The sequence below is a fragment of the Nocardia sp. FBN12 genome (assembly GCF_054031145.1).
Genome location: NZ_CM132926.1, coordinates 1,506,915 through 1,529,990, shown reverse-complemented (window position 1 = coordinate 1,529,990; position 23,076 = coordinate 1,506,915). Strand labels below are relative to the sequence as shown.

The following is a 23,076-nucleotide window of genomic DNA, read 5'->3' as shown; positions in this document are numbered from 1 at the left end:
AGATGTCCACGCGTGGAATTCATTTGTTCCCCTGTGATTCGACCAACGATCCACCGGTGCAACGGATTTCACTGCCGAATCCATGGCAGCTCCGCATCCTGCCAGAATCCGAGTTTCCACTCTGAAAGTTCTTGCGGCCAAGGGCGATCAGAGCGTTACTCGATACGATTCGTTCAGTAGCGTGAACTATACGACCCGGTGCCACCATCATCGGAGTTTCAGGCGACCGACACGACAATGTCGGCGAAACGCAGGTCGACTCGGTAGCCCCTTTCGGTGTAACCACTGGACAGAGTAAATCCCGAGGATGCGGCGGTATAGCCTGCGACCTTCGCCGCGGCACTTCGGCGCCATGATGATGCTGATCCACCGCGAAATCTCTTTTCACAGAAATCACCGTCATACCGCAGGGCGACATGGCGGTGTTTTCCTGTCAGGGCCGGTTATCCGGGTGATTCAGACGCCCGCCGTACGGCTGAGTCCATGCGCACGCAGCCAACTGGCCAGCGCCTCTCCGATGGCGTCGGGTTGATCCTCCGGGGAATGGTGACCGCCGGGACCGACCCCGACAACCTCGACCGACGTGACATTGTCGCGGATCCACGCCCGCTCGGGGGCAGACTCGCCCTCGTCATCGGTTTGCAGGATCAGCTTCGACACCTCCGGTGTCGCGGCGAGCCAGGTGTCGTACTGCAGGACCCGATCGACGACGTCGGCGGGTTCGCCCTCGACGGGGATCTCACGCGGCCACATCAGCAAGGGTCGCCGCGATTCCGGGTCCGGATACGGCGCCCGGAACACAGCCATGTCGTCCTCGGTGAGACTGGGCGTCGTCTGCCGCAGGACACCCTCGATGAACATGTTGTCCTTCAGTATCATCTGTTCACCCTCCGGACCACGGAACTTGCGGAACAAGCCGGCAACCGGCTCCAAGTCCGCCCAGGTGATCGGATGCAGAAACGCCTGCAGGAACGCGATCCCGCGGACCCTGCCCGGATGCCTGCGCGCCCAGTCCGCGCCCAGCGGGCCGCCCCAGTCGTGCCCGACGATGACGATCTCGTCCAGCTCCATCGCGTCGAACCAGGCGTCGAGATAGCGGGCGTGATCGTCGAAGCGGTATCCGATATCCGGCTTACCGGAGTCACCCATCCCGATCAGATCGGGAGCCAGCGCGCGGACCTGATCGGCGACATGAGGAATGACATTGCGCCACATATACGACGAGGTCGGATTTCCGTGCAGGAAAACCACCGGAGTCCCCTCGCCGGTATCGGTATATGTCATGAACGAGTCGAGCACATCAATCTTCGGCATCACTGACCTCCTGAGCGCGCACAGCGCGGTTGTGGGTCGTTCGCGATCGGCATCTACTCGTGTGTCGGGTTCGTCGTGCCGACAGCGACGACGAACCCGCACGATGTTACCGTTTCCGGGACGTGGCAGGTCCCGACCCGCGACCGTTGTGGATTCACTTTCGAATGGATTCCGGAATCCGGAGATCACCCTGCCGAGCCGGGAGGTTCGCACAGCTCCTGCGTAATCCGCGATGCCAGCAATTCCGGCGCTTCCAGCGATGGCCAGTGGCCGACATCAGGCAAAATGACCACCCGCGTCTGCGGGCGCAACTCGCGCAACCGTTCGGGCATCGCGATGGTCGCGATGGGATCGTGCGCGCCCCAGACCAGTGTCAGCGGACCCGCGAATTCGACGAGCCCACCCGTCCACCGGTCTTGGAATTCGCGTCGTTCGAGCAGATATCGGTTCTGCCGTGGCAACAGACAGGCGCCGCCGCCCCGCTGGATCAGTCCTACCAGCGATTCGATCGCTCCGGGCGGTGCTGGAGCGGCCGGGGCGAAGCTCTGCTCCAGCGCCCGCGACAGCAGCCGTGCGGGCAACGGGAACGGCAGCGCTGTGGCGGGCAACCGCAACATGGCGCGCTGGCCGAGGGTCAGCTGCGCGAGGTCGATGAATATCGATCCGTTGGTCAGAATCACCTGTTCCGGAACGAATCCGAGCACGCCGGTATTGTGGCGATGCAATAGCTCTGCCACTACCGTGTCGCCCATGTCGTGTGCCAGTAACGCACACCGGTGAATACCTCGCTGTGACAACACCGATTCGATCAGGTCTGCCTGTTCGAACAGCGAATACCGTGCCGTGCGTGGCTTGTCGGAGAATCCGAATCCGAGCAGATCGATCAGCAGTACCCGTCGATCCGGCGACAGGTGGTGCGCCACCGCGGCGAAATCGTGCGACGACCCAGGAAATCCGTGGATGATCACCAGCGGCGGCCCCGCGGCGGAACCCAGTTCCACGACGAACACCTGATGGGACCCGACCGTCAGATGACGACCACTGGCGCGCCAATCACGAACGGATTCATTCATTCTCGACATAGAGCACCTTCTTTCGGAACCGAACGGTTACGCACCGGAACGAATTCGGATAATCAGATCGAGTCGACCAGCGCACGGGAGCGCTGCCACGCGTGTTCGCGCAGTTCGGTGTCACGCAGCGCGCGGCTGGGCAGGCGCCGCAGCAGGGGCGTGTTGGTGAAGAAGGCGCCATTGGTCGTGGCGAGCGAGGCATCCAGCGCTAGCCGCACCCCGAGGGTTGCTCCACGGTGCGCTGATCCGACCACACCGAGTGCTGCGCCGGCGCGCATCACCTTCGCGATGGCTCGTCCCCCGCCCAGCACACCGGTATCGCTGACACCGGGGCAGAAGCAGTTGGCGGTCTGGCCGAGGCCGCGCTCGGCGAAGTAGTGCGCCAACTGCTGGGTGAACAGAATGTTGAGCAGCTTGGTTTGCCCGTACCACTTCTGCGATGTCAGCAGCCCGTAATCGTGGGGTGCACCGAGCCGATCGAAGTCGACCCGCCCGGCCAGACGATGCCCTTCGGACGCGGTGACGACCACGCGTGCCGCGTCGGTGAGCCGATCCAGCAGCAGGTTGGTCAACAGGAACGGACCGAGATGATTGGTGGCCATCATCATGTCCAGCCCCTCGGCGGTGACCGCGGGTGCGGTCAAATTCACCCCGGCGTTGGCGACCAGCAGGTCGATGCCGCCGAGCTCGGTTCGGATCTCATCGGCCGCGCGGCGCACCGACGCGAGGTCGGCCATGTCGCACAGCACGATCCGTGGCGTCGACGTCGCGCCCGGCTCGGCGCCGAGTTCGTTCGCGACCTTTCGTGCCTTGGTCGCGTCGCGGGCCAGAATGGTCAGTACGGCGCCACGGCGGGCAAGTTCGCGAGCCATTTCTTTGCCGATGCCGTTGGTGGCGCCGGTGATCACGACGGTGCTGCCGTCGACTGATACTTCCTCGAAACTCATGTGCACTCTCCTGAGCTTGTCCACGGCTACCAGTTCGCTCGGCCGTCGGTGGGAATGTTGATCCAGCTGGGTTGCGCCGGGTCGAGATTCAGGTGCTGCGGCCGCAACTCGCTCTCGATCCGGAACGGTCCCAGCGGGAGGCCTCGGGGAAAATTGAACGAGTAGACGTCGACTCGAAGCCGGTGCCCGGGTTGCAGTAGTGCGTCGGTAGCGGTGAGACCGATGTCGACTGTGGTGGGTTCCCCCGGCACGATCGGTTGGCGTGAGTCCAGGGAAAGCGCCGGATAGGGATCGGTGTAGTCCCCATTGGCAGACCGAGTGGCCTTGGCTTCATCCACTGCCCGCAGCGATGCCTGCAACTGGCCGCTGGTCAGCACGGTCGATGTGCCGTCGGGCGCGACGTCGTTGACCGTCGCCGCCCAGAACCCGTCGGTGGCGTCGAGCACGGTGTTCAGGTGCAGATTGATCGGTCCGGATATCTGGGTCGGGCCGGTGACCGGTGCGCTGGTGAAAGTCAGCGCGGTGGTTTCGCTGATCCGGGAATCCTTGCCGCACACATCCAGGAGCGCGAGAGCACCACCGGTGCCGGTGGCCCCGTCGCGCGAGCACAGGGTCGCGAGTCCGGGCGCGACAGTGAGACGAGCCGACGCCCCGGGGTCTGCGGTCAAGCTGCCGTCGTGCACGCTGGTCGCCGTGGTTCCCGACGGTGCCGCGTTCAAGTACATGCGGCGGTGGCCCATCCCCGCTCCCGGGAGCTGCGCGGTGCTGACCCAGCCGTTGCCTTGCTGCCACGAGGTGACCTGATCGAACCGATCGATCCCGTTGTCGATGCCTTTGAGCCACTTGTCGAACCAGGCCCGCTGCAACACATCCAGGCGGGGCGGCCCGCCCGGCAAGCCGAGACCGCTGCCGGTCGTGAAGTGATAGGTATCGCCCATGATCAGCTTCTTCTTGGCTGCCGGGACATCGATCGCGTCGTAGATCCGCGGCGAGGAGTAGGCGAATATGTCGTGCCAGCCGCCGTAGACGAACGTCGGAATATTCACTCGCTCAGGATGTCCCAGCCAAGCCTGCCGCAGCGTCCCGTCACCGTCGAGCACGGTGGCGAGTTCGGGGTTGGTCAGGTCAGGTGTGGCGAGCGCGTTCAAGAGCACGTTGAAGAAGGTGAACGGGTCCGCGAGCCGGTCGGCCAGCCACTGCGGGTCGATGCCGCGGAACAGCGCGTCCGGGCTCGGGGCGAGTTTCGAGCTGTTGATCCCGGTCACCCAGGGCAGGATGAAGCCGACCCCCAGTCCGCCACCGGGGGCGGCGACATCGCGAATCAAGTCACTGCCAGGAACGATCGGGAAGATCGCCTTCAGCGCGTCGGGGCGTCGTTCCGCGGTCTGCATCTGGTTGATCGCCGAGTAGGAGATCCCGTTCATGCCGACCTTGCCGTCCGACCAGGGCTGCGCTGCGGCCCAATCGATGACCTCCACCCCGTCTTGCTGCTCACGCTCACCGAAGACCTGCCAGGTGCCCTGCGAGTAGCCGGTGCCACGAACGTCCACCACGACCTGGGTGTAGCCGCTCTGGACAAGGCGGCGATCCACCGCGAATGCCCGCAAGACGCCCGCGGGCAGTGCCTTCGTGAGGTCGGTGACACCCCCGAGACCGATATCGGACAGGTCGAAGGTGCGGAAGAAGTCGATCACCGCGTCGGAGAGCACCGGAACGTTGAGCATGGCGTCGAGCACCGGCGTCGCGGTCTTCGAATAGGGAGTCAGGTTCACGATCACCGGCGTTGTCTCGGCGATCGGTTGTCCGCTCGAATCCGCGGGACGGTAGACGTTCGCCTTGAGGACGGTGCCGTCGCTCATGGTGATCGGTACATCGGAGTCGGTATGAACTCGCGGATGGGCCGGTGCGCTGTCCTGCGTTTCGGTCCAGCGTGCGGCCGAGTCTGCCCCGCCGGCCTGCGCCATCGCGGGCGGGAACGTCATCGGGGCGACAGCGATTGCCACCGCGGTGAACGCGGCGGCGGCCGCGGCAATCGGATTGGGTGATCTGAACATGGATTCCTAAGTTTGTCCGGCACCCAGTAGGGCGACCCGGGCGCTCGATACATGTCGAGCCGGGCGCACAGTCGGGAGCCATCGGCCAACGACCAATAGTCGACTGCGATCCACCAAGCACCAGCATTTTGCAGGTTTCAGCTGGATCCAACCCTCCTGACGCAGGAATCGATCAGAGTCGATTGAGCGCGAGTCGACCGCGCGGGGGCCGCCTACACAGACGTCATGGCGACAACGGTGGGGTCGACCGCCAACACATCACCCATCACACGGGCCTTCCGATGCCGATCAGAGGATCTCGTAGAGGTGCATGAAAGAGGCTATATTTCACGGCATGATGCAGGAATCCAGCGCTCTGGATCAACGAGACCTGGAACTCGTCCATGCTTTGCAGATCAATCCACGGGCGTCCTGGCAACTCGTCGGGTCGGTGCTCGGGATGGATCCCGCGACCGCGGGCCGCCGGTGGGCTCGCCTCGTCGAGCACGGATGGGCATGGGTGAGTACCTCGCCTACTCCGCTGCTGGCCGGTCCGATGTGTGTCGCGCTGGTGGAGCTCGACTGCGCACCTGGCGGTATCCGGGAATCGGCAGAGATGATCAGCCGGGACAGCGAAGCGCTGACCATCGAACACATCGCCGGCGGTTGCGATCTGCTGGTCGTCGTAGTGACCACGGACCTCGCGCAGATGTCGGAATACATTCACGGTCGCCTCGGCCGAATGCGCGGAGTCACCGGTGTCCGCAGCAATATCGTCACCCACCTACTCGCCGAAGGCGGCGGCTGGCACCTCGACGTCCTCGCCCCCGCCCAACAGAGTCGGCTTCTGCGAGAAATGCGTAACCCGGAGCCACGGGTCAAACCGCTGACCTCGACCGACTACAGCTTGCTTCGGGCGCTGAACACCACCGGCCGGGCGACCACCGCAGAGCTGGCCGAACAATTATCGATCAGCCCGGCCACCGTACGCCGCCGTATCGATACGCTCACCGTCGCCGGATACCTGGCCCTGCGCTGCGAATTCGCCCGCTCCCAGGTGGGATGGCCGGCGACCGCGATCTACTGGGGCACCGCTCCCGCGGCCGACCTTGCCGGCATCGGCGCGCAACTACGGCGGCGGCCGGAGACCCGCACATGCCTGGCACTGGCGGGCCCGCGCAACGTCTGGCTGGTCAGCTACCTGCACTCCATCGCCGACTCCCCACGCCTGGAAGCCGAACTGAGTCAGACGATCCCGGAACTGGTCATCAACGACCGCGCGATCGTCTACCACACCATCAAGCAATACGGCCACGTCCTCGATACCGAGGGCCGAAGAGTCACCACGATCCCCATCGCAGGGATGCTCGGATGAAACCATCGGTGGCAATTCCACTCTGCAATCCGCCAGATCCGGCCGGAAACGTCACCTGGCGGGGCCTGGTCGACCTGTTCGAAGCAGCCGTTGGACGAAGCAGAGCCCGGGGTGCGCGCTCGTAGGCCGTGCACGGTGATTCGGCGGAGTCGGTCACCGGAGACGGTCGAGGCCAGTATGTTGTGCCTGCGGAATCGGTGGTCATGGCGATGCCGAAGCGGTGAGATGGAATGGGGCGATGGTGAAAGGCCTGGGAGCGCTCGAGAACCAGGTGATGGCAGTGCTGTGGGAGGTTCCCGACGCGCTGTCGGTGCACGATCTGGTCGATCGGATCGGGCGGGAGCAACGGACTCCGGCGTACACCACGGTACTGACGGTGGTGACACACCTTTGGGAAAAGGGCTGGGTTCGCCGGGAGAAGATCGGTCGGCGCTATCGGTATCGCCCCAGTCGTTCCCGAGCAGAAGCGACCACCGACCTGCTGCGTGAAATCCTCGACGCCAGCCCGGATGCGCCCGGCGCACTGTTGCACCTGGCGCGCACCGCCAGTGCGCGAGAGATCCAGGCATTACGGCAGGGACTATCCGCCGACGAGGACGGACCATGATCCTGCTCATCGCGCTGGTGGCAGCTGGAGCAGTGCTTGCCCTGGTCGCGCCCGCGGTCCTGATTCGCATCGATTTCGGCGGCGCGCCGGTTGTCGGGATCGCGGCCTGGATGGGTGCGGTGTCCGCGACGATCGGGGTCGGCGTGCTGGGGGTGGTCGCGTTGGCATGGCCAGGTGACCCACCCGGTAATTCGCGGGTGGCCGCGGTGGCGCAAAGCCTGGCCGAGGTCGAGCCGATGATCATCACTTGGACGGCGGACCTGATCATGCCGGTCGCGATAGCCGGCATGATCGTGCCGGCCGGACTGGTGGCTCGAGTCGCCGTCGTCCACCGGCGGCGCGCGTCGGCGCTGCGCCGACGGCACTCCGAGCTGATCGGGGTGCTCGGTCGCACCGATCCCAGCAGCGCGGGATTGGTGTGGCTCGACCATCCGGTGCCGCTGGCCTACAGCGTCGCTGGGCACGGCGGGTACGTCGTGGTCACCGACGGGCTCGCACGCTGCCTGACCCAGGCTCAGTGGCATGCGGTGCTCGCCCATGAGCACGCGCATCTGCGGGGCAGACACCATCACATCCTCGGCGTCTGCCAAGTGCTCGCCGGTGCCTTTCCTCGTATTCCGTTGTTCGCCGCCGCCCCGTCGGCACTGACCACCCTGGTCGAACTGGCCGCCGATCGAGCTGCCGCGACCCGCACCGATCCGCAGTCGCTGGGTTCGGCGTTGCGCGCGGTGGCAGTACACGGTGCCCTGGTGTCGATGTCGGCGATCGAGCCGACACAGGATTCGCTGGCTGTGCGCTTGGCCTGCCTTGGTGCCGCACCGAAGTTCCGTTCGGTGTCTCGGCGCAGGGCGGCATGGGCGCTGACGGGGATGATGATTCTGGTAGCGGTCACCGCGGTGCTCGCGGTCGGGCTCGGCTCCGTGGCAGCGTCGTTGGCCATGATCTGAAACCGCCACAAAAAACTATGCGCCATAGTATTTTGGCGACGGGCGCGCGTCGGCGGTAACCGTCAGCGCCACGAGCATCGGCTGCGCCAAAAGTGAAGTGTCATTATTTCAGAAACGAGAAGTCTTGCGTTCCACCATCATCCGCACGATGCACCAGAGGTGGCGGCTCCCGCTATCGGTCCTCACCGCCGCCGCTCTGGTCGCCGCCGGGCTCGCCGCGTCCAGCGCGATGCCCGTCGCCGCAGACCCTGGACAGACCCGCTATTCCCTGGTCAACGGCTGCTTCCGGATCGACATGCCGACGGGCCCGCTTGTTCCGGCCGCGGGCCCGTACCGGCTGCGCGCAACCGCCCTCGGTGAGTACCTGCTCTACGGGCGCAATCACGAGGTTCTGGAAGCCTCGGCTCAGTCGATCCGACCGGCCGAGAATCCCTCCGATGCCGCCGTATGGCGCGTGGACGGTTCCGGCACCAGCGGATTCACGATCACCAATGCCGCCACCGGAACAGCGGTGCCCGCCACCTTCACCCCGGACACCGGCTGCGCGGAATTCCCCGAGGCACAGTCAGGCGCCGTCGGCACACCCGGCCCCGGCGTTACCGCGGATGGATCGATCCAGGGCACCATCGACGCGCACGCGCACATCACCGCCTACGAATTCATGGGCGGAAACTTCCATTGCGGACGTCCGTGGCATCCCTACGGGGTGAAATACGCGCTGCCCGACTGTGCTTCGTACCGGACCGGCACCAACGGCCTGATCGCGAGCTTCCTCGACCACGGCGAGCCGTTCCACCCTTCCGACACCGGCGGCTGGCCCACCTTCCGTGACTGGCCCAAGCCGTCGATGCTCACCACCGAAGGTGCCTACTGGACCAGTATCGAACGGTCATGGAAGGCGGGACTGCGCGTGATGACCGTAGACCTCGTGGACAACGAATCGTTGTGCACCATGATGACCGACCGGCGAAACCCGTGCGACGACATGGCCTCGGTGCGTCTCCAGGCGGCAGGCCTGCGCGCGCTGCAGGACTACATCGACGCTCAAGCCGGTGGGCCGGGCCAGGGCTTCTTCCGCATCGCAACCGACCCGGCCGAAGCGCGCCGGATCGCCGAGTCCGGCAAACTCGCCGTGGTCCTCGGCATGGAACTATCCGACCCGATGGGGTGTGGAGTTTTTCTCGGGCAGCCGGAATGCACGCGGGCCGACGTCGATCGCTGGTTGGCCGAACTCCGAAACATCGGTGTCAGCAGCTTCTTCCCGGTTCACAAGTTCGACAACGCGTTCGGCGGCACGAAAATGGATCACGACGTGACCGGACTGCTGGTCAACGCGGGAAATTTCATGCAAACCGGAACATTCTGGAACGTGCAGGCGTGTCCGGGACCTGAACACGACAGCACCCAGCCCTCGATACCGATCGCCGGGCATATCAATCAGTTCCTCGCAAACCTCACCGGACCGCTGATCGGCGGTGCCCCGCTACCGCTGTATCCGGCTGGGCCGCATTGCAACGCGCGCGGATTGACCGAACTCGGTGGCTATCTGATCAACAAGATGATCGACCACGGATTCCTCATCGAGGTGGATCACCTGAGCGAAGCGACCGCCGACGAAGTCATGTCCATCATCGAAAAGCGCGGCTATTCCGGCGTCGTGTCCTCCCACGGCTGGGACTCGGAAAAGACCACGGCGCGAGTCTATGCCGCGGGCGGATTCGCCGTGCCCTACGCCAGCGAACCCGCGACCTTCGTTCGGGCATGGCGCGATGCCGGCGCCATGCCCCGCCCAGGGGGTGAGTTCGGATTCGGATTCGGCTCCGATATGAACGGCATCGCAGGTCAGGGCGCTGCTCCCGGGCCGGGCACGATCCGGTATCCGTTCACCTCGCATGACGGTCGGGTGAGTTTCGACCGGGAACGATGGGGCGAGCGCACATTCGACTTCAACACCGACGGTACCGCCACCTACGGTTCCTACGCCGACTGGCTCGAGGCGGTCCGGGTTCTCGGTGGCCCGGATGTCATGACCGACGTTTTCCACGGCGCAGAAATCTACCTGCGGATGTGGGACGAAGTCAGGTGACAGATCACCGCGCGCACTAAGGTGGGCCAGATGGTCACCAGCGGTGGCGTCGGCGTCGCGGGCACCGTGGGCGTCAGCAACGAAATGCCCGGCCTCACGGCCTGTTTCACCGCGCGTAACGCCAACGCGGGCGAGACCGTGATCGGCAGCCTCGGCGACAACGGGCTCGGTTCCGATGATGGCCAGCTGAGCTCCACCGGCTCGCTGAGCGACATCATCTCCGACGTGCTGGGCGATCTGATCGGTAGCTGATCTCCCAGCACCCCACTCCCGGGACGCGTCGTATCGTGCTGTCCCGGGAGTGGACCCGCGCGGCTGCGGCGTCACCGGTCGCGGCACTGTGCGGATGCCCGCTTCGGCGATGCAGGTCGTGACCAGCGCAATGATCGCGTTCGGGATCGCCGAGCGCGCTTACTCGATAGGGTCGGTGCAAAGATCGAGCGGGAGGTGAGCGTGGGAATCAAACAACGGGCCACGGTGCAGATGAGCGCGGACGAGATCGCGCAGTTCCTCGACCGCAGCCGGGTACTCACCTTGGCAACCCTCGATGCCGAGGGAAAACCGCATCTGACAGCGATGTGGTTCGGCTACCTCGACGGCAAGATCTACTTCGAGACCAAGATGAAGTCGCAGAAGGCGGCCAACCTGCGCCGCAACCCGACCCTCACCTGCATGGCCGAGGCGGGCGACACCTACGACCAGTTGCGCGGCGTTTCGATCGAAGGAACAGCCCATCTGATCGAGGACCCCGCGGACGAGGAATACTGGGCTGCCGGAATCGACGTCTTCCGCCGCTACGTCGGTCCCTACACCGAGCAGGCGCGACCGCTGGTCGAGTCCATGATGCACAAACGCATCGTCGTTCGGGTCGAGCCGACGCGCATCCGCTCTTGGGACCACCGCAAACTGGGCCTGCCCGCCATGCCACTCGGCGGCAGCACAGCTGACGTTCAACCCTGATCGGCGATCCTCTCCCGCCATGACGGGATCGCCTGGTCCTGAATCCGCTGCGTTACGGGCCTGCCTGCGCGGCCCGGTCCGCGCGACGAGACAGCTCGGCGAAGGCGTCGCGCAGCGCTTGCGGGGCCACGACCTCGATCTCGGTGTCGAAGCGTGCCAGCGCCGCGGCCAGCGCCGCCCATGACCACGAACCGATCAGCAGTCGGGTGCGTTCTCGGTCGATGGCCTCGACGACTCCGTCGCCGGCGAACGCAGCGACCCGGGTGGCGGGCAGAGACAGAATCACCTCGCCTCTGCACGGCCAGACGTCAACGCTGTCGGAACCTTTGAAGCGGGCGGCGAGGAAGGCCGCGACATCGCCACCCGGCACTTCCCTGGGTACGAAACGTGGGCCGTTGGGGATGCGGAGAGTCATTCTGTCGGCGCGGTAGGTTCGCCAGTCCACACGCTCGGGGTCCCAACCGATCAGATACTAACGTCCGTTGCGAACGACCAGGTGATGGGGTTGGACCCGGCGAGGTGGTGGTGTGCTGTCCGAGTCGGTCGGCCCCTGATAGTCGAACCGTATTTCCTCCGTGGAACGAATCGCGGTGCTCAGGTCCACCAGGATCCGGGTATCGGTTTGCCCGCCTGCCCCGGCCACGTCGATCTCGAGTGCGTCGACTCGCTGCCGCAATCGGGAAGGCAGGACCTGTCGAACGGTCGCGAGGGCGCGCGCGGCGCTCTCTTCGATACCCGCCCCGCTCGCTACCGCGATCCGCAATGCCACGGCGAGCGCGACAGCCTGCTCGTCGTCGAACAACAGCGGCGGAAGTTCACTGCCTGCCTCCAGTCGGTAACCGCCCTCGGGGCCCTTGATCGCCTGGATGGGATAGCCGAGTTCGCGCAGGCGATCGACGTCGCGGCGCACCGTGCGGCCGCTGACATCGAGCCGCTCAGCGAGCAGACCCCCTGGCCAGTCCCGGCGAACCTGCAGCAGAGACAGCAGTGCGAGCAAGCGGCGCGAGGTCGCAGTGGAGGTCGATATCGGCATGGCTTTCAGATTGCCACGAGTAGCGGACAATCCCTGTCCTCTACCGATGACAGGGTGGAATTCGTCGCCCTCCGGCGGCGAATAATCACCGGAAGGAACCACTATGTCGGTCAACGCTGTTGCTCACCTGAATTTCCACGGTCAGGCCCGCGCGGCCCTGGAGTTCTATCAGTCGGTGTTCGGGGGTCAGCTCACCCTGGCCACCTACGCGGACTTCGGGATGCCCGCCGAACTGCCCGGCGCGGGCAATGTGGTGTTCGGTCAGATCGTCGCCGACAACGGGTTCCGGGTCATGGCTTACGACGTGCCCGGCCAGGAAACGCCGACCACCCCGGCCGCGCCGACCACCCGCCGGGAAAACGGCACCACCATCACCGAGGAGCGGTTCTTCCTTTCGGTGCGCGGCGAGACCGTCGAGGAGGTCGGCGCACTGTGGGAACGCCTCGCCGACGGCGCGACGGTGATCGAGGCCTTCGGCCCAGCTCAATGGGCGCCCGCTTTCGGGATGCTCAGTGATCGCTTCGGTGTCACCTGGATCCTCGACGTCGCAGCCGAATACGTCCCGGCCTAGCGCTCTTTCGGGGTGCGACCGGACCCGGTCGCCCCCGAAGGCCCTGATCGCGGCCCGTCGCGGGCGCACGATGATTCGGCAAACCGTTCGGGGCGGCTCTCGGCCTCTTCCAGCTTGCGGCGTCAGTCAGTCTCCGGTTCTGTCTGTCGATGTCTAATCGTGCAGGTCGCGGTGGGTGTAGCCGAGCAGGCCCAGAGCTGTTGTCGCGGCGGCGATCACGGTCAGGATGACGCTGGCCAGCAGGTTCGGCCCGGTGTCCGGAACGGCGGCCAGATGTGCGAACGGGGAGATCTCGCGTAACCAGGTGGGCGCGTCGGTGCTGGCGGCGATGACGTCGAGCAGAAATCCGCCGACGACAGGGACCGCACCGATCGCGGCCACCGCGTGTGGGTACCAGCCCAGGCCCAACGTTGCCGCGCCGAGCGCCAGCAGCACCACCGGCACCAGGTTGAAAGCGCCAGCGAAAGCATCGCGCAATCCCAGAGGGGCGCCGGTACTCACCGCGCCGATCCACATGGCCGAGGCCGCAGTGGTCAGCAAACCCGCCACGCCCAGTGCGATGACGGCGATTTCGGCTCCCGCGAGTTGATATCGCGACAGCGGGAGCGCGTGTAATGGTGTCCAGCGGCGAGCCTTCTCATCCGCGGCCATGGCAGCGATGCGGGTGGCGGCATAGAGCCCGACGGGGATAGCCAGGAGAGCGAATAACGCGGCCGCGAACCCGGTTACCGAGCCGAGGCCGCCGAAACCAGCAGTGGCCGCAAGATCTGCGAAGCGCGGGTTCTGTTCGAGGAATGACACGATCGTCGAAGTCAGTGCGCCGATCAGCACGAAGTACGCGGCGATCCCCACCGCCCATCCCATTGTGGGCGCGAGCGCGCGCCGAACCGCGAAGGCGGGAACCGAACCCAGCAGACGAGTTCGCGGCGCGCGGGTATCCGACCGCACGAAGACCGCACCACCGAGGTCACGGCGACGGGCGACAATCAGCGCGGCGACGGCGGGTGCGATCGCCAGGCCCGCCAGCGCCAGCACCGGTGTCACCCGATTTTCGGCGTAGGGCGCAGCGCGGGCGGCCAAGCCGAACGGGGTGAACCACGCCGTCCACGCCAACGCGGACACACCATCGGCGAGCATCCGCAGCAACAAACTCAGCCCGACGACCGCGCAAGCCGCGCCGGTGGCCGCTGAGCGGGAGCCCAGCAGCTGTGCGGCGAGCACACCCACACCCGCGAACGTCACCGTCGAACCCAGTACACACAGGCCGTGCATGACCGCGCCGCTGGCGTCGGTGCCGGTGGCGATCAAGGCAGCGCCGATTCCGACCGCGCTCAGGAGGGCTGCCACGGTGAGTATGGCGGTGCACCACGCGACCATGTCCACGATGCGGACGCGGCCGCCGAGCACCAAATCCCAGCGCCCGCTTTCCTCCTCGCCGCGGGTGAGCCGGGTGGCGCTCGTCAACGCCCACACCCCGCACAGCACCAGCGCAGGGGTGCCGGTGCGCCAGACGGTGAACCCGCCGGGATCATCGAGCGCGCGCGGCTCGCCGAACAGGACTCGGACAGCGGGATTCTCGGCGAGCGCACGCAATGCGCCGGGGTCGAGTGTGTCGGCGAAGGTCGTCTGATATTGCACAGCGACCATGGCGGACAGTCCGGTCACGATGGCGGCCACCAGTGCCGCGCCGCGCCAGACCTGACGGTAGGTGAGCCAGGCCAACGCCGGCCCGATGGCCGAAGGGATCGCTGGGTGCGGTTGCACCGTGGCGGCGGTCATCGCTGCGTCCCGTAGTAGTCGAGGAAGATTTCCTCGAGGGTGGGCTCTCGCAGCGACAACGCCGTGACCTGCGCCTGCGCGAGAGCGCGCAGGGCAGGCGCGGGTGGCCCGGTGAGGGTGAACCGCACCCGGTGCCCGTCGAGTGCTTCGACGGCCAGTACACCGGGCACATCGTCCAGATTCGGGGGCTCGCCGTGGTAGGAGACCTCCACGATGGTGCGGTGGAGTCGGCGCAGGTCGGCCAGGGTCGCGATCTCGACCAGGCGACCCTCACGCAGGATCGCGACCCGATCGCACAGTGCTTCGACTTCTCCGAGATGGTGCGAGCTCAAGAACACTGTCTGCCCGCGCCGGCGTGCTTCGGCGACGCATCGGCGAAACTCGTGTTCCATCAACGGATCCAGTCCGCTGGTCGGTTCGTCGAGGACGAGCAGCGGTGCGCGGGTGGCGAACGCGGCGACCAGGGCGACCTTCTGTCGATTTCCGGTCGAATAGTTTTTGGCGGATTTGTCGAGGTCGAGCGCCAAACGCTCGACCAATTCGGCGCGGTAGGCCACGTCGATGCCCGGACCGACCCGAGCGACCAGCTCGAGGATCTCGGCACCGGTCAGCATGGGCCACAACGCCACGTCGGCGGGGACGTAGGCGAGGTGGCGGTGAGCCCGACGGACATCGCGCGCGTCGTGGCCGAACACCCGTACCGCACCGGTGGTCGGTCGGATCAGACCGAGAAGTAGCCGGATCGTGGTCGACTTGCCCGCACCGTTGGGCCCGAGGAATCCGAACACCTCCCCGGCCGCGACCGACAGCGTGAGGTCCTCGACGGCGAGGGTGCGACCGAACCGTTTCGACAGACGATCGATGGCGATGGCGGTATCAGATGTGGCGGCGTGCGTGGACAGCACGGCAGGTGCGGACATCGGAGCCCTTTCGAATCGGCGGATACGAATTGCCGACCAGACTTCCCGGCGCACCTGCGAACGATGCTACTCGCGCCGGGCTGCCGGCGCGGTGATTGCGGCGCCGAACGTCGAGGCGAGCGGCGCCTTCTGGGTCACAGCCATGACGAGTTGTTCCTCGGCGGGGAAGGTCCTGAAAGGGCAGAATGCCCGCTCGACAGCCGGTCCACGACATAGTCTGGACTGATGACACGGCTGCCGGAAAGTAGGGCCGAACTGGTTCTGGGTCCGTTGCTGCGTCACGTCGGCGAATGCGACGCCACCGTCTGGGTCGAGACGTCCGCACCGTGCACTGTCGAGGTTCTCGGCCACCACGAACACACCTGGACCATCGCCGGACACCACTACGCTCTCGTCCTGATCACGGGACTGGCAGCCGGTTCCGTCACGCGGTACGAGGTCGGTCTCGATGGGAATCGTGTCTGGCCGCTGCCCGACGCCCCGTACCCGTCCGTCATTCGCACGCTCAGCGGCGACGCCGATCTGACTCTCGCCTTCGGCTCGTGCCGATTCAGCACACCAACTGCGACGCAGGACGACGACCACTTCGACGCCGACGCTCTCGACACCTATGCGCGGCGAGTCATGGAACGCCCACCCGAAGATCTGCCCGACGCATTGTTGCTGCTCGGCGACCAGGTTTACGCCGATGAGCTGCTGTCCCCGGAGATCCTGCACCGCATCGACGAGTTGCACGACCTCGACCAACCGCCGGGCGCCCAGATCCGCAACTTCGAGGAGTACACGTGGCTCTATTCGGAGTCATGGTCCGACCCGCAGGTGCGCTGGCTGCTGTCCACGGTTCCGTCGTCGATGATCTTCGACGACCACGACGTCATCGACGACTGGAACACCTCGAAAGCGTGGCGTGACGAGCTCGAGGCCACCGACTGGTGGGAGGAACGCATCGTGGGCGCGTTGTCGTCGTACTGGATCTACCAGCACCTGGGCAACCTCTCGCCCGCAGCCCTGGCCGACGACGAGCTCTACCAGCGGATCCGATCCGAGGGCGGCGACTGCGCGGAGTTGCTCCGCGAGTTCGCCTCCGCAGCGGACGAAGAAGCCGACGGCGCCAAGGGAGCGCAATGGTCGTATCGCCGCGATCTCGGCACCACCCGGCTGCTCGTCATCGATTCACGGTGCGGACGCATACTCGGCGGCGGCACGCGGTCGATGGTCTCCGAGCCCGAGTTCTCGTGGATCGAACGACAGACCGAGGGCGACTACGACCACCTGCTGGTGGGGAGCTCGCTCCCGTGGCTGCTGCCGCGCGCCCTCCACGACCTGGAGTCGTGGAATGAGCGCATGGCCTCAGGGGTGCGCGGCCGACGTGTGACCGGGTGGGCCGAAAGAATGCGGCGCTCAGCCGATCTGGAACATTGGGCCGCCTTCCGAGATTCGTTCGACCGGCTCGCCCGGCTCGTCGCCAGCGTCGGGCGTGGACAGTGCAGCGGCCCGGGAGGACGGGCGCCCGCCACGATCTGCGTGCTGTCCGGCGACGTTCACCACGCCTATGCCGCGCACGCGCAGTTCCCCGACGCCGTGCGGTCCCGGGTCTACCAGCTGACCTGTTCGCCGATGCACAACCGCGTTCCGACCGCCATGAAGATGATTTTCCGGGTCTCGTGGAGTCGGGCCGCCGAACGGGTGACCCGTTTCCTCCTGAACCGGGTGTCCACCGTTCCCTCCGTGTCGGTCGAGTGGAGCCGGGTCACCGGCCCCTTCTTCGGCAACCAGATAGCGACGCTGCATCTGCGTGGTCGGACCAGCCGCCTCGTGCTGGAGCAGGTGAGCACCGCCGGCGGCCGTCCACGTTTGACGACGGTCGCGGACGTGGTGCTGTCGACCGAGACGGACGGCTCGCACCGAAGCGGCGTCCGCCGAGATCCATGAATTCGCATTGATTCCGGCTGAGAATTCGGAGTTTCCGTGGGGCGCTTCCCGCTCACTCCCCCACCCCGGCCGCGCGGCCACTGACATGGGACTCGCAGGAATCATCGACGCCTCACCGGCCCGGGTTCAGGACTGTTTGCGGCGTTAGAATCGAGGGGGGTGCGAGGAGTAGAACGATGAGTACCACCAGTGTGATTGTGATCATCGTCGTCGCGGTCGTTGTTGTCATCGCGCTCGTGGCCGGCGCTGTGGTGTCGATGCGTAAACGGCGTGCGCACCAGCAGGTAGAGGCCGAGGGCATTCGCGCCCGCGCGACGGAACAGGAGTTCGAGGTCGGTCAGCGAGAGGCGCGGGCCGACGAGATCGCCGCCCGCAGCCGCGCCGCCAAGGCCGAAGCCGAGGCCAAGTCCGCGCAGGCCGAACAGCTTGCGCAGCAGGCACACGTGCATCGCGGTGATGCCGCGGATTCGCGAGCCGACCTGGACAAGGAATGGGAGCGTGCGGACAAGGTCGATCCGGACACGAAGCCGGGTCAGGCATCCGAGTGATCCGGACCGGCCGGGGCTGTCAGTGTTGCGCGCCGCAGCCCGTCGGCTGCGGCAGCTCTTCGTAGACCTCCCCGACCTCGCCGCCCAGCAGTCGGTCGGTCATCTCCTGTTTCAGCACGGTCAGCCGTTCGTCGTCGGCCGGAGTGCGGTCGCTACGGGCTCCGAGCTCGATGAATTCGTCGGTGACGAATCCCGCGTCGCGCAACCGCACCAGCACGGTCCGGTCGCGATAGCGAAATTCCCAGACGTAGCGGGCCAGAGTGACGCCGCGGTCGGTCGCAGCGAGTTCGGGCACGACGGCGAAACGATCGCCGGTGACCGCGCGCAAGGCCATTTCGATCGCGTCGCGTCCACCGGGGCCGGGGAACGCGGTGCGGACGGTGACCTCACGGCGCTCGACGGGACCGAGCACCGCGACGGCGTGGCGCATCGCGCAGTACGCGTGCGCCACCCCGCCGGGAAAGTGTGGCCCGTGGTACTTCATCAGATCGGTGAACGAGATATCGATCGGCGTACCCGATTCGAGGACTGTCAGCATGTTTTCCTCCGGTCAGCGGTGGCCCAGTACAACGCCGAGTAGAGCAATTGCGTTGCGCCGGGCATGAATCCGGACCCGTGGTGGTACACCGGGTCCATGGTGGTGACCAGTAGACGACCGGGCGTCGACTGCTCGTCGAGATAGAGGATCGAACCGTCGCGGGCACCGTCCTCGGTGTGCAGATCGACCAGGCTCACCGCGCCGGGCGGGGGTTCGAGCACACCGTGGTAGTGCCAGATCACCGCGCGGTCGGCGAAGAAGTCCCAGGCTGGATGGTCTGGGACGCGTGTGCGGAGCCTGTGGTCTTCGCCGGTTCGCCACCACCAGAACACGGTGGGACGGCTCTGTTGCCGGACGCCGGGCACCCAGCCCTCCACGGAATTCTCGCCGAAGACCAAGACGGTGACGCCCCGGTCGAGGGCAGCGAGAATGCCTGAGGTCCAGTGCCGCAACAGATCCGGGCGGAGCCGGTCGGACACCACGAGCACGTCGATGTCGGTGAGTTCCTCGGGAGCCCCGGTCCGCACATGGATCGGACGGAGCCGGTACGGCGCCAGCGCGGGGTCGGCCAGGGTGGCCAGTTGCGCGTGGCTGCCGCCGTGTAGCAAGGCGATCGAGCAGGTGGCGCGAACACGGTCAGTCATCGCGGCCCTCCAGCCATCGGACGAGCTGGGTGCGCATTCGCTGCGTGCCGCGAGCGGCGGTGGCGAACTGCAGCAGATCGTTGCCGCCGTGCACCAGGACCCGGCCCGCGCCGAGCGGGTAGTCGTAGTCGACCGGGGCGTTGGTCGTCCCGAGGGTGTGCACCACGCGGGAGTCGTCGGGCAGGTCCGCATACCAGCCACGCCCGTAGAAGCCGGCGACGCCGATCCGGGCCAGTTCTTCGAACGGCACAGGTCCCGGCGTTCCGGTGTTGTACAGGAAGGACTTCGGATCGGTGCCTGCCCACACGGGATGCTCGTTCACGCGCGTCAACGCGAGATCACGCGGGTTGCGGAAGTCGAGCTTTCGCCAGGTACTCAGGCCGTGCAGGAAGAGTCGCTGCACATGCCCGTTGATGACGACACGTCCGCCGCGTGTGACAAAGGAATCCAGAAACGGTCGCTGTTGGAGCAAGTACTCTTGATCGACATCGCCGGTCAGATGCACACCGGTGACCGAGTCGTCGCATTCTTCCTGCAGGTCGTAGACATCGATTTCTCGCATGCCGTCGATCACTTGCCGGTCGCGCGGGGCCATGAGGGCGTGCAGAACCGTCACGAGATTCCCCTGCCGAAATCGGGAACGGTCAGTCGCCTTATCGCACTCGGCGTTTCGACGTCGGCGGTGACGATCGGCACCCCGTACATCTGGGAAAGCAGTGTGCTGGTGAGCAACTCGCGTGTCGGGCCGATCCGCTGGTCGTCGGCGCTCACCATCAGCATCGACCGTTCGGCCACGTGCAGTGCGTGATCGGGATGGTGTGTGGTCATCACGACCGCCATTCCTTCGTCGGCGAGCGCGCGGAGCACAGTCAGCACCTGGGCCTGGTTGCGCAGGTCGAGGGCGGCGGCGGGTTCGTCGAGCACGATGGTGTCGCAGTCGGAGACCAACGCCCGGGCGATGAGCACCAATTGACGCTCTCCACCACTGAGTCCGGCGTAGTCACGGTCCGCGAGATGCGAAACGCCGACCCGGTGCAGCGCGTCCCGCGCGGCCTCGCGGTCGGTGGCGGTAGGAGTGCTGTAGATCTTCACCGTCCTTGCCCGGCCCATGAGCACGATATCGAGCACCGAGAACGAGAACACCACCGAATGGCTCTGTGGGACGTAACCCACGCCTCCGGTTGCCACGACGGAACCCGCCACCGGGTGCGTGATTCCGGCCAGACACTTGAGCATCGTGGTCTTGCCGCGTGCGTTCGGTCCGAGCACCGCCAATACCTGACCCGCCGCGGCGCGTACCGAGACATCGCGAAAGATCCACGGCCCCTTGGCCGAATAGCGGAACGACAACAAGCTCGCCTCAAGCATCCGAACCCCACAGGCGGGTTCGGTTGCGGATCAGCAGCGCTACGAAGAAGGGAGCGCCGATGATCGCGGTGAGGATGCCGATCGGGATCTCGGCGGTGCTGATCGTGCGTGAGAGGGTGTCGATCAGGGTCAGGTAGCTGGCGCCGAGTAATGCGCTGACCGGCAGCACCATCCGGTTGTCGGTGCCGACCATCATCCGCACCAGGTGCGGGACGACCAGTCCCACCCAGCCGATCACCCCGGCGACCGACACCGATCCCGCGGTGATCAGCGCGACGCACACCAGCAGAAGGTTGCGCAGCCGCTGGGGCGCCAGCCCCAGCGCGGTGGCGTCCTCGTCGCCCATCGCGAGGATATTCAGTCGCCACCGCAGCGCGAGCACCACCAGTCCCGCCGCGACGATCGGGATCGCCGCGGTCAGCACCTTGGGGTAGCCGGCCGTCGCGAGTGAACCCATGAGCCAGAAGACGATCGAGGGAAGTTCGCTGTAGGGGTCGGCGATATAGGTGATGAACGAGACCATTGCCCCGAACATCGCGCCGACCACGGTCCCGCCGAGGATGATCATCAACAGTGGCGCCCCCGGCACGGCCCGAGCGATCGCGATGACCAGCGCCAATGCCGCCACGCCGCCGAGGAACGCGCCGCCAACCAGTGCGGCGCCGCTGAATCCGGCGAGCAGGATCAGCACGCCACCGAATGAGGCACCCGATGACACACCGAGTACCTGGGCGCTGGCGAGCGGGTTGCGGAACACTGCCTGCATCACCGCACCGGTGAGCGCGAGCCCCGCCCCCAACAGGATCGACAACAGGACGCGGGGAAGTCGCACATCGAGCACCACCGTGGCTTCCTGCGGGTACCAGGTCTGCTCGATCGGCAAGAACTGCCCCAACAGGATTCGAACGATCTCGTTCGGCGGGACGGTGTAGCGGCCGACGGCCAGTGCGCCGACCGCCACGACGATCAACAGCAGGAAGAACCCCGGAACGGCCAGCATCCGTCGATCGAACCGCGCCCGGAGCGGCGCCGGATCCATCGGCGCCGCTACCGCATCAACGGAGGAACTGGTCATAACCGGCAGCGTCTTTGTTGAGATCCAGACGGAGCACCTGGTCGATCTCGTCGTCGGTGATCTGGTAGGCGAACAGATTGTCGAACCCGGCGCGGATGTCCTCGCGCAGTTGCCCATCGCGCGTGCCCGGGTACAGGATCTGGTGCATCCACAGCCACATCAGTGGTGATTCCGCGCCCGGTACCTGCCACCGATATCCACCGAGTGGGGTCTTGTAGACGCGCTTGTTCTGCACAGCGCTCACATTCGCCAGCCGCGGGTCGGCGTAGATGTCAGCAGGAGTGCTCTGGTCGAATCCACTGAGCATGATGACCTCGGGGTTCCAGGCCAGGATCTGTTCCGGACCCACCTGTCCGGAGTCGGAGACGAAGCCCTTGGTGACCAGATCCCCGCCGACCAGGTCGAACTGGAATCCGTCGTAGCCCTTGGCGCTGGTGGTGCTGTAGGTGTCACCAGTGCGCGACAGGATCATCGCCCGCGGCCGTTGGCCCTGCGTCGAGGCCACCGCGGCGCGCATCTCGGATTGCTCGGCACGCTGCCAGTCGACCAGTTGCTGCCCACGTTCCGGCTTACCCGCGATCTGCGAGAACAGCGTGATCCACTGTTCGAGATCGTCCTGGGTTCCGTACTTCAGTCCGACCACCGGGAAGCCCGCCGACTCGATCGGCGCGATCACGTCGTTGCCCCGATCACCCCACTGGACAACGACATCGGGATCGAGCTGCAGCAGAGTCTCGACATTCGGCACGAAATCGTTGCCCGCGACAACCGCGGAGCTGGCCGAGGCGGGGAACATGGTCGCGAACATGCCACCCCGATTAGCGACCAGCGTCGACTGGTTGAGGCCGACGATGCGGTCGTAGCTGCGGTCCACCGCGGCGAAGATCGAGGGTGCGGGCATCACGGTGAACGCCACCTTGTCCGCGGGTCCATCCAGTGTGACGGTTCGGCCACGCTGGTCGATGATCGTCAGCGCTCCCGCGCCGACCGAGTTGCCTGCCTGAGCTTCTCGGCTCGAGCACCCAGCGGTCAGAGCGAGGGCTCCGATCATGCCGACGGCCATCCATCGCCGGGGCCGGAGGCTCCGCTCCCGCTGCGTCTTCGCCATGCGCTTACCGTCCCACTCTGAAACCATCATCCAATAAGTCAAGTTAGCCTAACCTATGTTGACGGGTTGCTGGGATGTCCCGCACAGGCGCCAGCCCCACGCCGGCGTGGGGCTGGCCCTCGGCAAAGTGATGGTCGAGATCCGCTGATAGTGGATGCTTTGCGTGGCAACCGATCTGGCTCATCCGCTGCACGACGCGTCCGTTTCGGTCAGCGCGC

22 protein-coding genes and 2 pseudogenes are annotated in these 23,076 nt (G+C 66.0%); 9 read left to right on the top strand and 15 right to left on the bottom strand.

The features are described 5' to 3' along the window. Positions 1–456: 456 nt before the first annotated feature. The 4 genes from ACWZHB_RS07570 to ACWZHB_RS07555 all read right to left on the bottom strand — a co-directional run bounded on the left by ACWZHB_RS07570 (position 457) and on the right by ACWZHB_RS07555 (position 5,388). Complete coding sequence (locus tag ACWZHB_RS07570) at positions 457–1,314, bottom strand: haloalkane dehalogenase (RefSeq protein ID WP_427907207.1); 858 nt, start codon at positions 1,312–1,314, stop codon at positions 457–459. Positions 1,315–1,499: 185 nt separating this feature from the next. Then, entirely contained in the window at positions 1,500–2,396 is an 897-nt protein-coding gene (locus ACWZHB_RS07565; RefSeq protein ID WP_427907206.1) for an alpha/beta fold hydrolase, read from the bottom strand. Positions 2,397–2,449: 53 nt separating this feature from the next. Further along, the gene (locus tag ACWZHB_RS07560) at positions 2,450–3,334 is read right to left on the bottom strand and encodes an SDR family NAD(P)-dependent oxidoreductase (RefSeq protein ID WP_427907205.1); all 885 of its coding nucleotides are present in this window, start codon (positions 3,332–3,334) and stop codon (positions 2,450–2,452) included. A gap of 26 nt (positions 3,335–3,360) precedes the next feature. After that, positions 3,361–5,388: a CocE/NonD family hydrolase gene (locus tag ACWZHB_RS07555; protein ID WP_427907204.1), complete on the bottom strand. Its 2,028-nt coding sequence runs from the start codon at positions 5,386–5,388 to the stop codon at positions 3,361–3,363. 334 nt (positions 5,389–5,722) lie between these two features. Between ACWZHB_RS07555 and ACWZHB_RS07550 the strand changes: the two genes are divergently transcribed. The 6 genes from ACWZHB_RS07550 (at position 5,723) to ACWZHB_RS07525 (ending at position 11,342) form a co-directional block, all read left to right on the top strand. After that, positions 5,723–6,742, top strand: coding sequence for an Lrp/AsnC family transcriptional regulator (locus ACWZHB_RS07550; RefSeq protein ID WP_427907203.1), 1,020 nt, complete (start codon positions 5,723–5,725; stop codon positions 6,740–6,742). Positions 6,743–6,983: 241 nt separating this feature from the next. Continuing rightward, on the top strand, positions 6,984–7,349 hold the full coding sequence (locus ACWZHB_RS07545; protein WP_427909107.1) for a BlaI/MecI/CopY family transcriptional regulator: 366 nt from the start codon (positions 6,984–6,986) through the stop codon (positions 7,347–7,349). Beyond that, entirely contained in the window at positions 7,346–8,296 is a 951-nt protein-coding gene (locus tag ACWZHB_RS07540; protein WP_427907202.1) for a M56 family metallopeptidase, read from the top strand. The genes ACWZHB_RS07545 and ACWZHB_RS07540 overlap by 4 nt, the downstream gene beginning before the upstream one ends. A 124-nt stretch (positions 8,297–8,420) precedes the next feature. Continuing rightward, positions 8,421–10,382 (top strand): peptidase, encoded by a 1,962-nt coding sequence (locus tag ACWZHB_RS07535; protein WP_427907201.1) that lies wholly within the window; start codon positions 8,421–8,423, stop codon positions 10,380–10,382. Positions 10,383–10,412: 30 nt separating this feature from the next. Beyond that, on the top strand, positions 10,413–10,634 hold the full coding sequence (locus ACWZHB_RS07530) for a hypothetical protein (RefSeq protein ID WP_427907200.1): 222 nt from the start codon (positions 10,413–10,415) through the stop codon (positions 10,632–10,634). Between the two features lie 201 nt (positions 10,635–10,835). Then, positions 10,836–11,342: a pyridoxamine 5'-phosphate oxidase family protein gene (locus ACWZHB_RS07525; RefSeq protein WP_427907199.1), complete on the top strand. Its 507-nt coding sequence runs from the start codon at positions 10,836–10,838 to the stop codon at positions 11,340–11,342. Positions 11,343–11,394: 52 nt separating this feature from the next. Here ACWZHB_RS07525 and ACWZHB_RS07520 read toward each other — a convergent pair whose 3' ends face one another. Both ACWZHB_RS07520 and ACWZHB_RS07515 read right to left on the bottom strand, forming a co-directional pair. Further along, entirely contained in the window at positions 11,395–11,757 is a 363-nt protein-coding gene (locus ACWZHB_RS07520; RefSeq protein WP_457204123.1) for a hypothetical protein, read from the bottom strand. Between the two features lie 6 nt (positions 11,758–11,763). Then, positions 11,764–12,375 (bottom strand): annotated as a pseudogene (locus ACWZHB_RS07515) (helix-turn-helix transcriptional regulator); the annotation flags it as partial. A gap of 103 nt (positions 12,376–12,478) precedes the next feature. Between ACWZHB_RS07515 and ACWZHB_RS07510 the strand changes: the two are divergent. Next, positions 12,479–12,946, top strand: coding sequence for a VOC family protein (locus tag ACWZHB_RS07510; RefSeq protein ID WP_427907197.1), 468 nt, complete (start codon positions 12,479–12,481; stop codon positions 12,944–12,946). A 153-nt stretch (positions 12,947–13,099) separates the two neighbouring features. Here ACWZHB_RS07510 and ACWZHB_RS07505 read toward each other — a convergent pair whose 3' ends face one another. From ACWZHB_RS07505 to ACWZHB_RS07495, 3 genes and pseudogenes are all read right to left on the bottom strand, one after another. Then, positions 13,100–14,725 (bottom strand): ABC transporter permease, encoded by a 1,626-nt coding sequence (locus ACWZHB_RS07505; protein WP_427907196.1) that lies wholly within the window; start codon positions 14,723–14,725, stop codon positions 13,100–13,102. After that, a complete protein-coding gene (locus tag ACWZHB_RS07500) occupies positions 14,722–15,645 on the bottom strand; it encodes an ABC transporter ATP-binding protein (protein ID WP_427907195.1) in 924 nt (307 codons plus the stop codon). Before ACWZHB_RS07500 ends, ACWZHB_RS07505 begins: the two co-directional genes overlap by 4 nt. Positions 15,646–15,714: 69 nt before the next feature. After that, positions 15,715–15,810: pseudogene (locus tag ACWZHB_RS07495) on the bottom strand (alpha/beta hydrolase); the annotation flags it as partial. A 60-nt stretch (positions 15,811–15,870) separates the two neighbouring features. On the opposite strand from ACWZHB_RS07495, the gene ACWZHB_RS07490 reads away from it, so the two are divergent. Both ACWZHB_RS07490 and ACWZHB_RS07485 read left to right on the top strand, forming a co-directional pair. Then, positions 15,871–17,577 (top strand): alkaline phosphatase D family protein, encoded by a 1,707-nt coding sequence (locus ACWZHB_RS07490; RefSeq protein ID WP_427907194.1) that lies wholly within the window; start codon positions 15,871–15,873, stop codon positions 17,575–17,577. A 176-nt stretch (positions 17,578–17,753) separates the two neighbouring features. Further along, positions 17,754–18,125, top strand: coding sequence for a hypothetical protein (locus ACWZHB_RS07485; RefSeq protein ID WP_427907193.1), 372 nt, complete (start codon positions 17,754–17,756; stop codon positions 18,123–18,125). A gap of 19 nt (positions 18,126–18,144) precedes the next feature. Here the strand turns inward: ACWZHB_RS07485 and ACWZHB_RS07480 are convergent, their stop codons facing one another. The 6 genes from ACWZHB_RS07480 to ACWZHB_RS07455 are packed head-to-tail and all read right to left on the bottom strand — an operon-like array spanning position 18,145 to position 22,888. Further along, the gene (locus tag ACWZHB_RS07480) at positions 18,145–18,663 is read right to left on the bottom strand and encodes a hypothetical protein (RefSeq protein WP_427907192.1); all 519 of its coding nucleotides are present in this window, start codon (positions 18,661–18,663) and stop codon (positions 18,145–18,147) included. Further along, the gene (locus ACWZHB_RS07475; protein WP_427907191.1) at positions 18,657–19,307 is read right to left on the bottom strand and encodes a hypothetical protein; all 651 of its coding nucleotides are present in this window, start codon (positions 19,305–19,307) and stop codon (positions 18,657–18,659) included. The genes ACWZHB_RS07480 and ACWZHB_RS07475 overlap by 7 nt, the downstream gene beginning before the upstream one ends. Beyond that, positions 19,300–19,923, bottom strand: coding sequence for a hypothetical protein (locus ACWZHB_RS07470; RefSeq protein ID WP_427907190.1), 624 nt, complete (start codon positions 19,921–19,923; stop codon positions 19,300–19,302). The genes ACWZHB_RS07475 and ACWZHB_RS07470 overlap by 8 nt, the downstream gene beginning before the upstream one ends. Then, positions 19,920–20,675: an ABC transporter ATP-binding protein gene (locus ACWZHB_RS07465; protein ID WP_427907189.1), complete on the bottom strand. Its 756-nt coding sequence runs from the start codon at positions 20,673–20,675 to the stop codon at positions 19,920–19,922. The genes ACWZHB_RS07470 and ACWZHB_RS07465 overlap by 4 nt, the downstream gene beginning before the upstream one ends. Further along, complete coding sequence (locus tag ACWZHB_RS07460; RefSeq protein ID WP_427907188.1) at positions 20,668–21,750, bottom strand: FecCD family ABC transporter permease; 1,083 nt, start codon at positions 21,748–21,750, stop codon at positions 20,668–20,670. The genes ACWZHB_RS07465 and ACWZHB_RS07460 overlap by 8 nt, the downstream gene beginning before the upstream one ends. Further along, the gene (locus tag ACWZHB_RS07455; RefSeq protein ID WP_427907187.1) at positions 21,731–22,888 is read right to left on the bottom strand and encodes an ABC transporter substrate-binding protein; all 1,158 of its coding nucleotides are present in this window, start codon (positions 22,886–22,888) and stop codon (positions 21,731–21,733) included. Before ACWZHB_RS07455 ends, ACWZHB_RS07460 begins: the two co-directional genes overlap by 20 nt. Positions 22,889–23,076: the final 188 nt, after the last annotated feature.

Coding starts and splice junctions, on each gene's coding strand:
- ACWZHB_RS07570 (WP_427907207.1), bottom strand. CDS start 1,314: ATGCCGAAGATTGATGTGCTCGACTCGTTCATGACATATACCGATACC.
- ACWZHB_RS07565 (WP_427907206.1), bottom strand. CDS start 2,396: ATGTCGAGAATGAATGAATCCGTTCGTGATTGGCGCGCCAGTGGTCGT.
- ACWZHB_RS07560 (WP_427907205.1), bottom strand. CDS start 3,334: ATGAGTTTCGAGGAAGTATCAGTCGACGGCAGCACCGTCGTGATCACC.
- ACWZHB_RS07555 (WP_427907204.1), bottom strand. CDS start 5,388: ATGTTCAGATCACCCAATCCGATTGCCGCGGCCGCCGCCGCGTTCACC.
- ACWZHB_RS07550 (WP_427907203.1), top strand. CDS start 5,723: ATGATGCAGGAATCCAGCGCTCTGGATCAACGAGACCTGGAACTCGTC.
- ACWZHB_RS07540 (WP_427907202.1), top strand. CDS start 7,346: ATGATCCTGCTCATCGCGCTGGTGGCAGCTGGAGCAGTGCTTGCCCTG.
- ACWZHB_RS07530 (WP_427907200.1), top strand. CDS start 10,413: ATGGTCACCAGCGGTGGCGTCGGCGTCGCGGGCACCGTGGGCGTCAGC.
- ACWZHB_RS07520 (WP_457204123.1), bottom strand. CDS start 11,757: ATGACTCTCCGCATCCCCAACGGCCCACGTTTCGTACCCAGGGAAGTG.
- ACWZHB_RS07510 (WP_427907197.1), top strand. CDS start 12,479: ATGTCGGTCAACGCTGTTGCTCACCTGAATTTCCACGGTCAGGCCCGC.
- ACWZHB_RS07505 (WP_427907196.1), bottom strand. CDS start 14,725: ATGACCGCCGCCACGGTGCAACCGCACCCAGCGATCCCTTCGGCCATC.
- ACWZHB_RS07500 (WP_427907195.1), bottom strand. CDS start 15,645: ATGTCCGCACCTGCCGTGCTGTCCACGCACGCCGCCACATCTGATACC.
- ACWZHB_RS07490 (WP_427907194.1), top strand. CDS start 15,871: ATGACACGGCTGCCGGAAAGTAGGGCCGAACTGGTTCTGGGTCCGTTG.
- ACWZHB_RS07485 (WP_427907193.1), top strand. CDS start 17,754: ATGAGTACCACCAGTGTGATTGTGATCATCGTCGTCGCGGTCGTTGTT.
- ACWZHB_RS07480 (WP_427907192.1), bottom strand. CDS start 18,663: ATGCTGACAGTCCTCGAATCGGGTACGCCGATCGATATCTCGTTCACC.
- ACWZHB_RS07475 (WP_427907191.1), bottom strand. CDS start 19,307: ATGACTGACCGTGTTCGCGCCACCTGCTCGATCGCCTTGCTACACGGC.
- ACWZHB_RS07465 (WP_427907189.1), bottom strand. CDS start 20,675: ATGCTTGAGGCGAGCTTGTTGTCGTTCCGCTATTCGGCCAAGGGGCCG.
- ACWZHB_RS07460 (WP_427907188.1), bottom strand. CDS start 21,750: ATGACCAGTTCCTCCGTTGATGCGGTAGCGGCGCCGATGGATCCGGCG.
- ACWZHB_RS07455 (WP_427907187.1), bottom strand. CDS start 22,888: ATGATGGTTTCAGAGTGGGACGGTAAGCGCATGGCGAAGACGCAGCGG.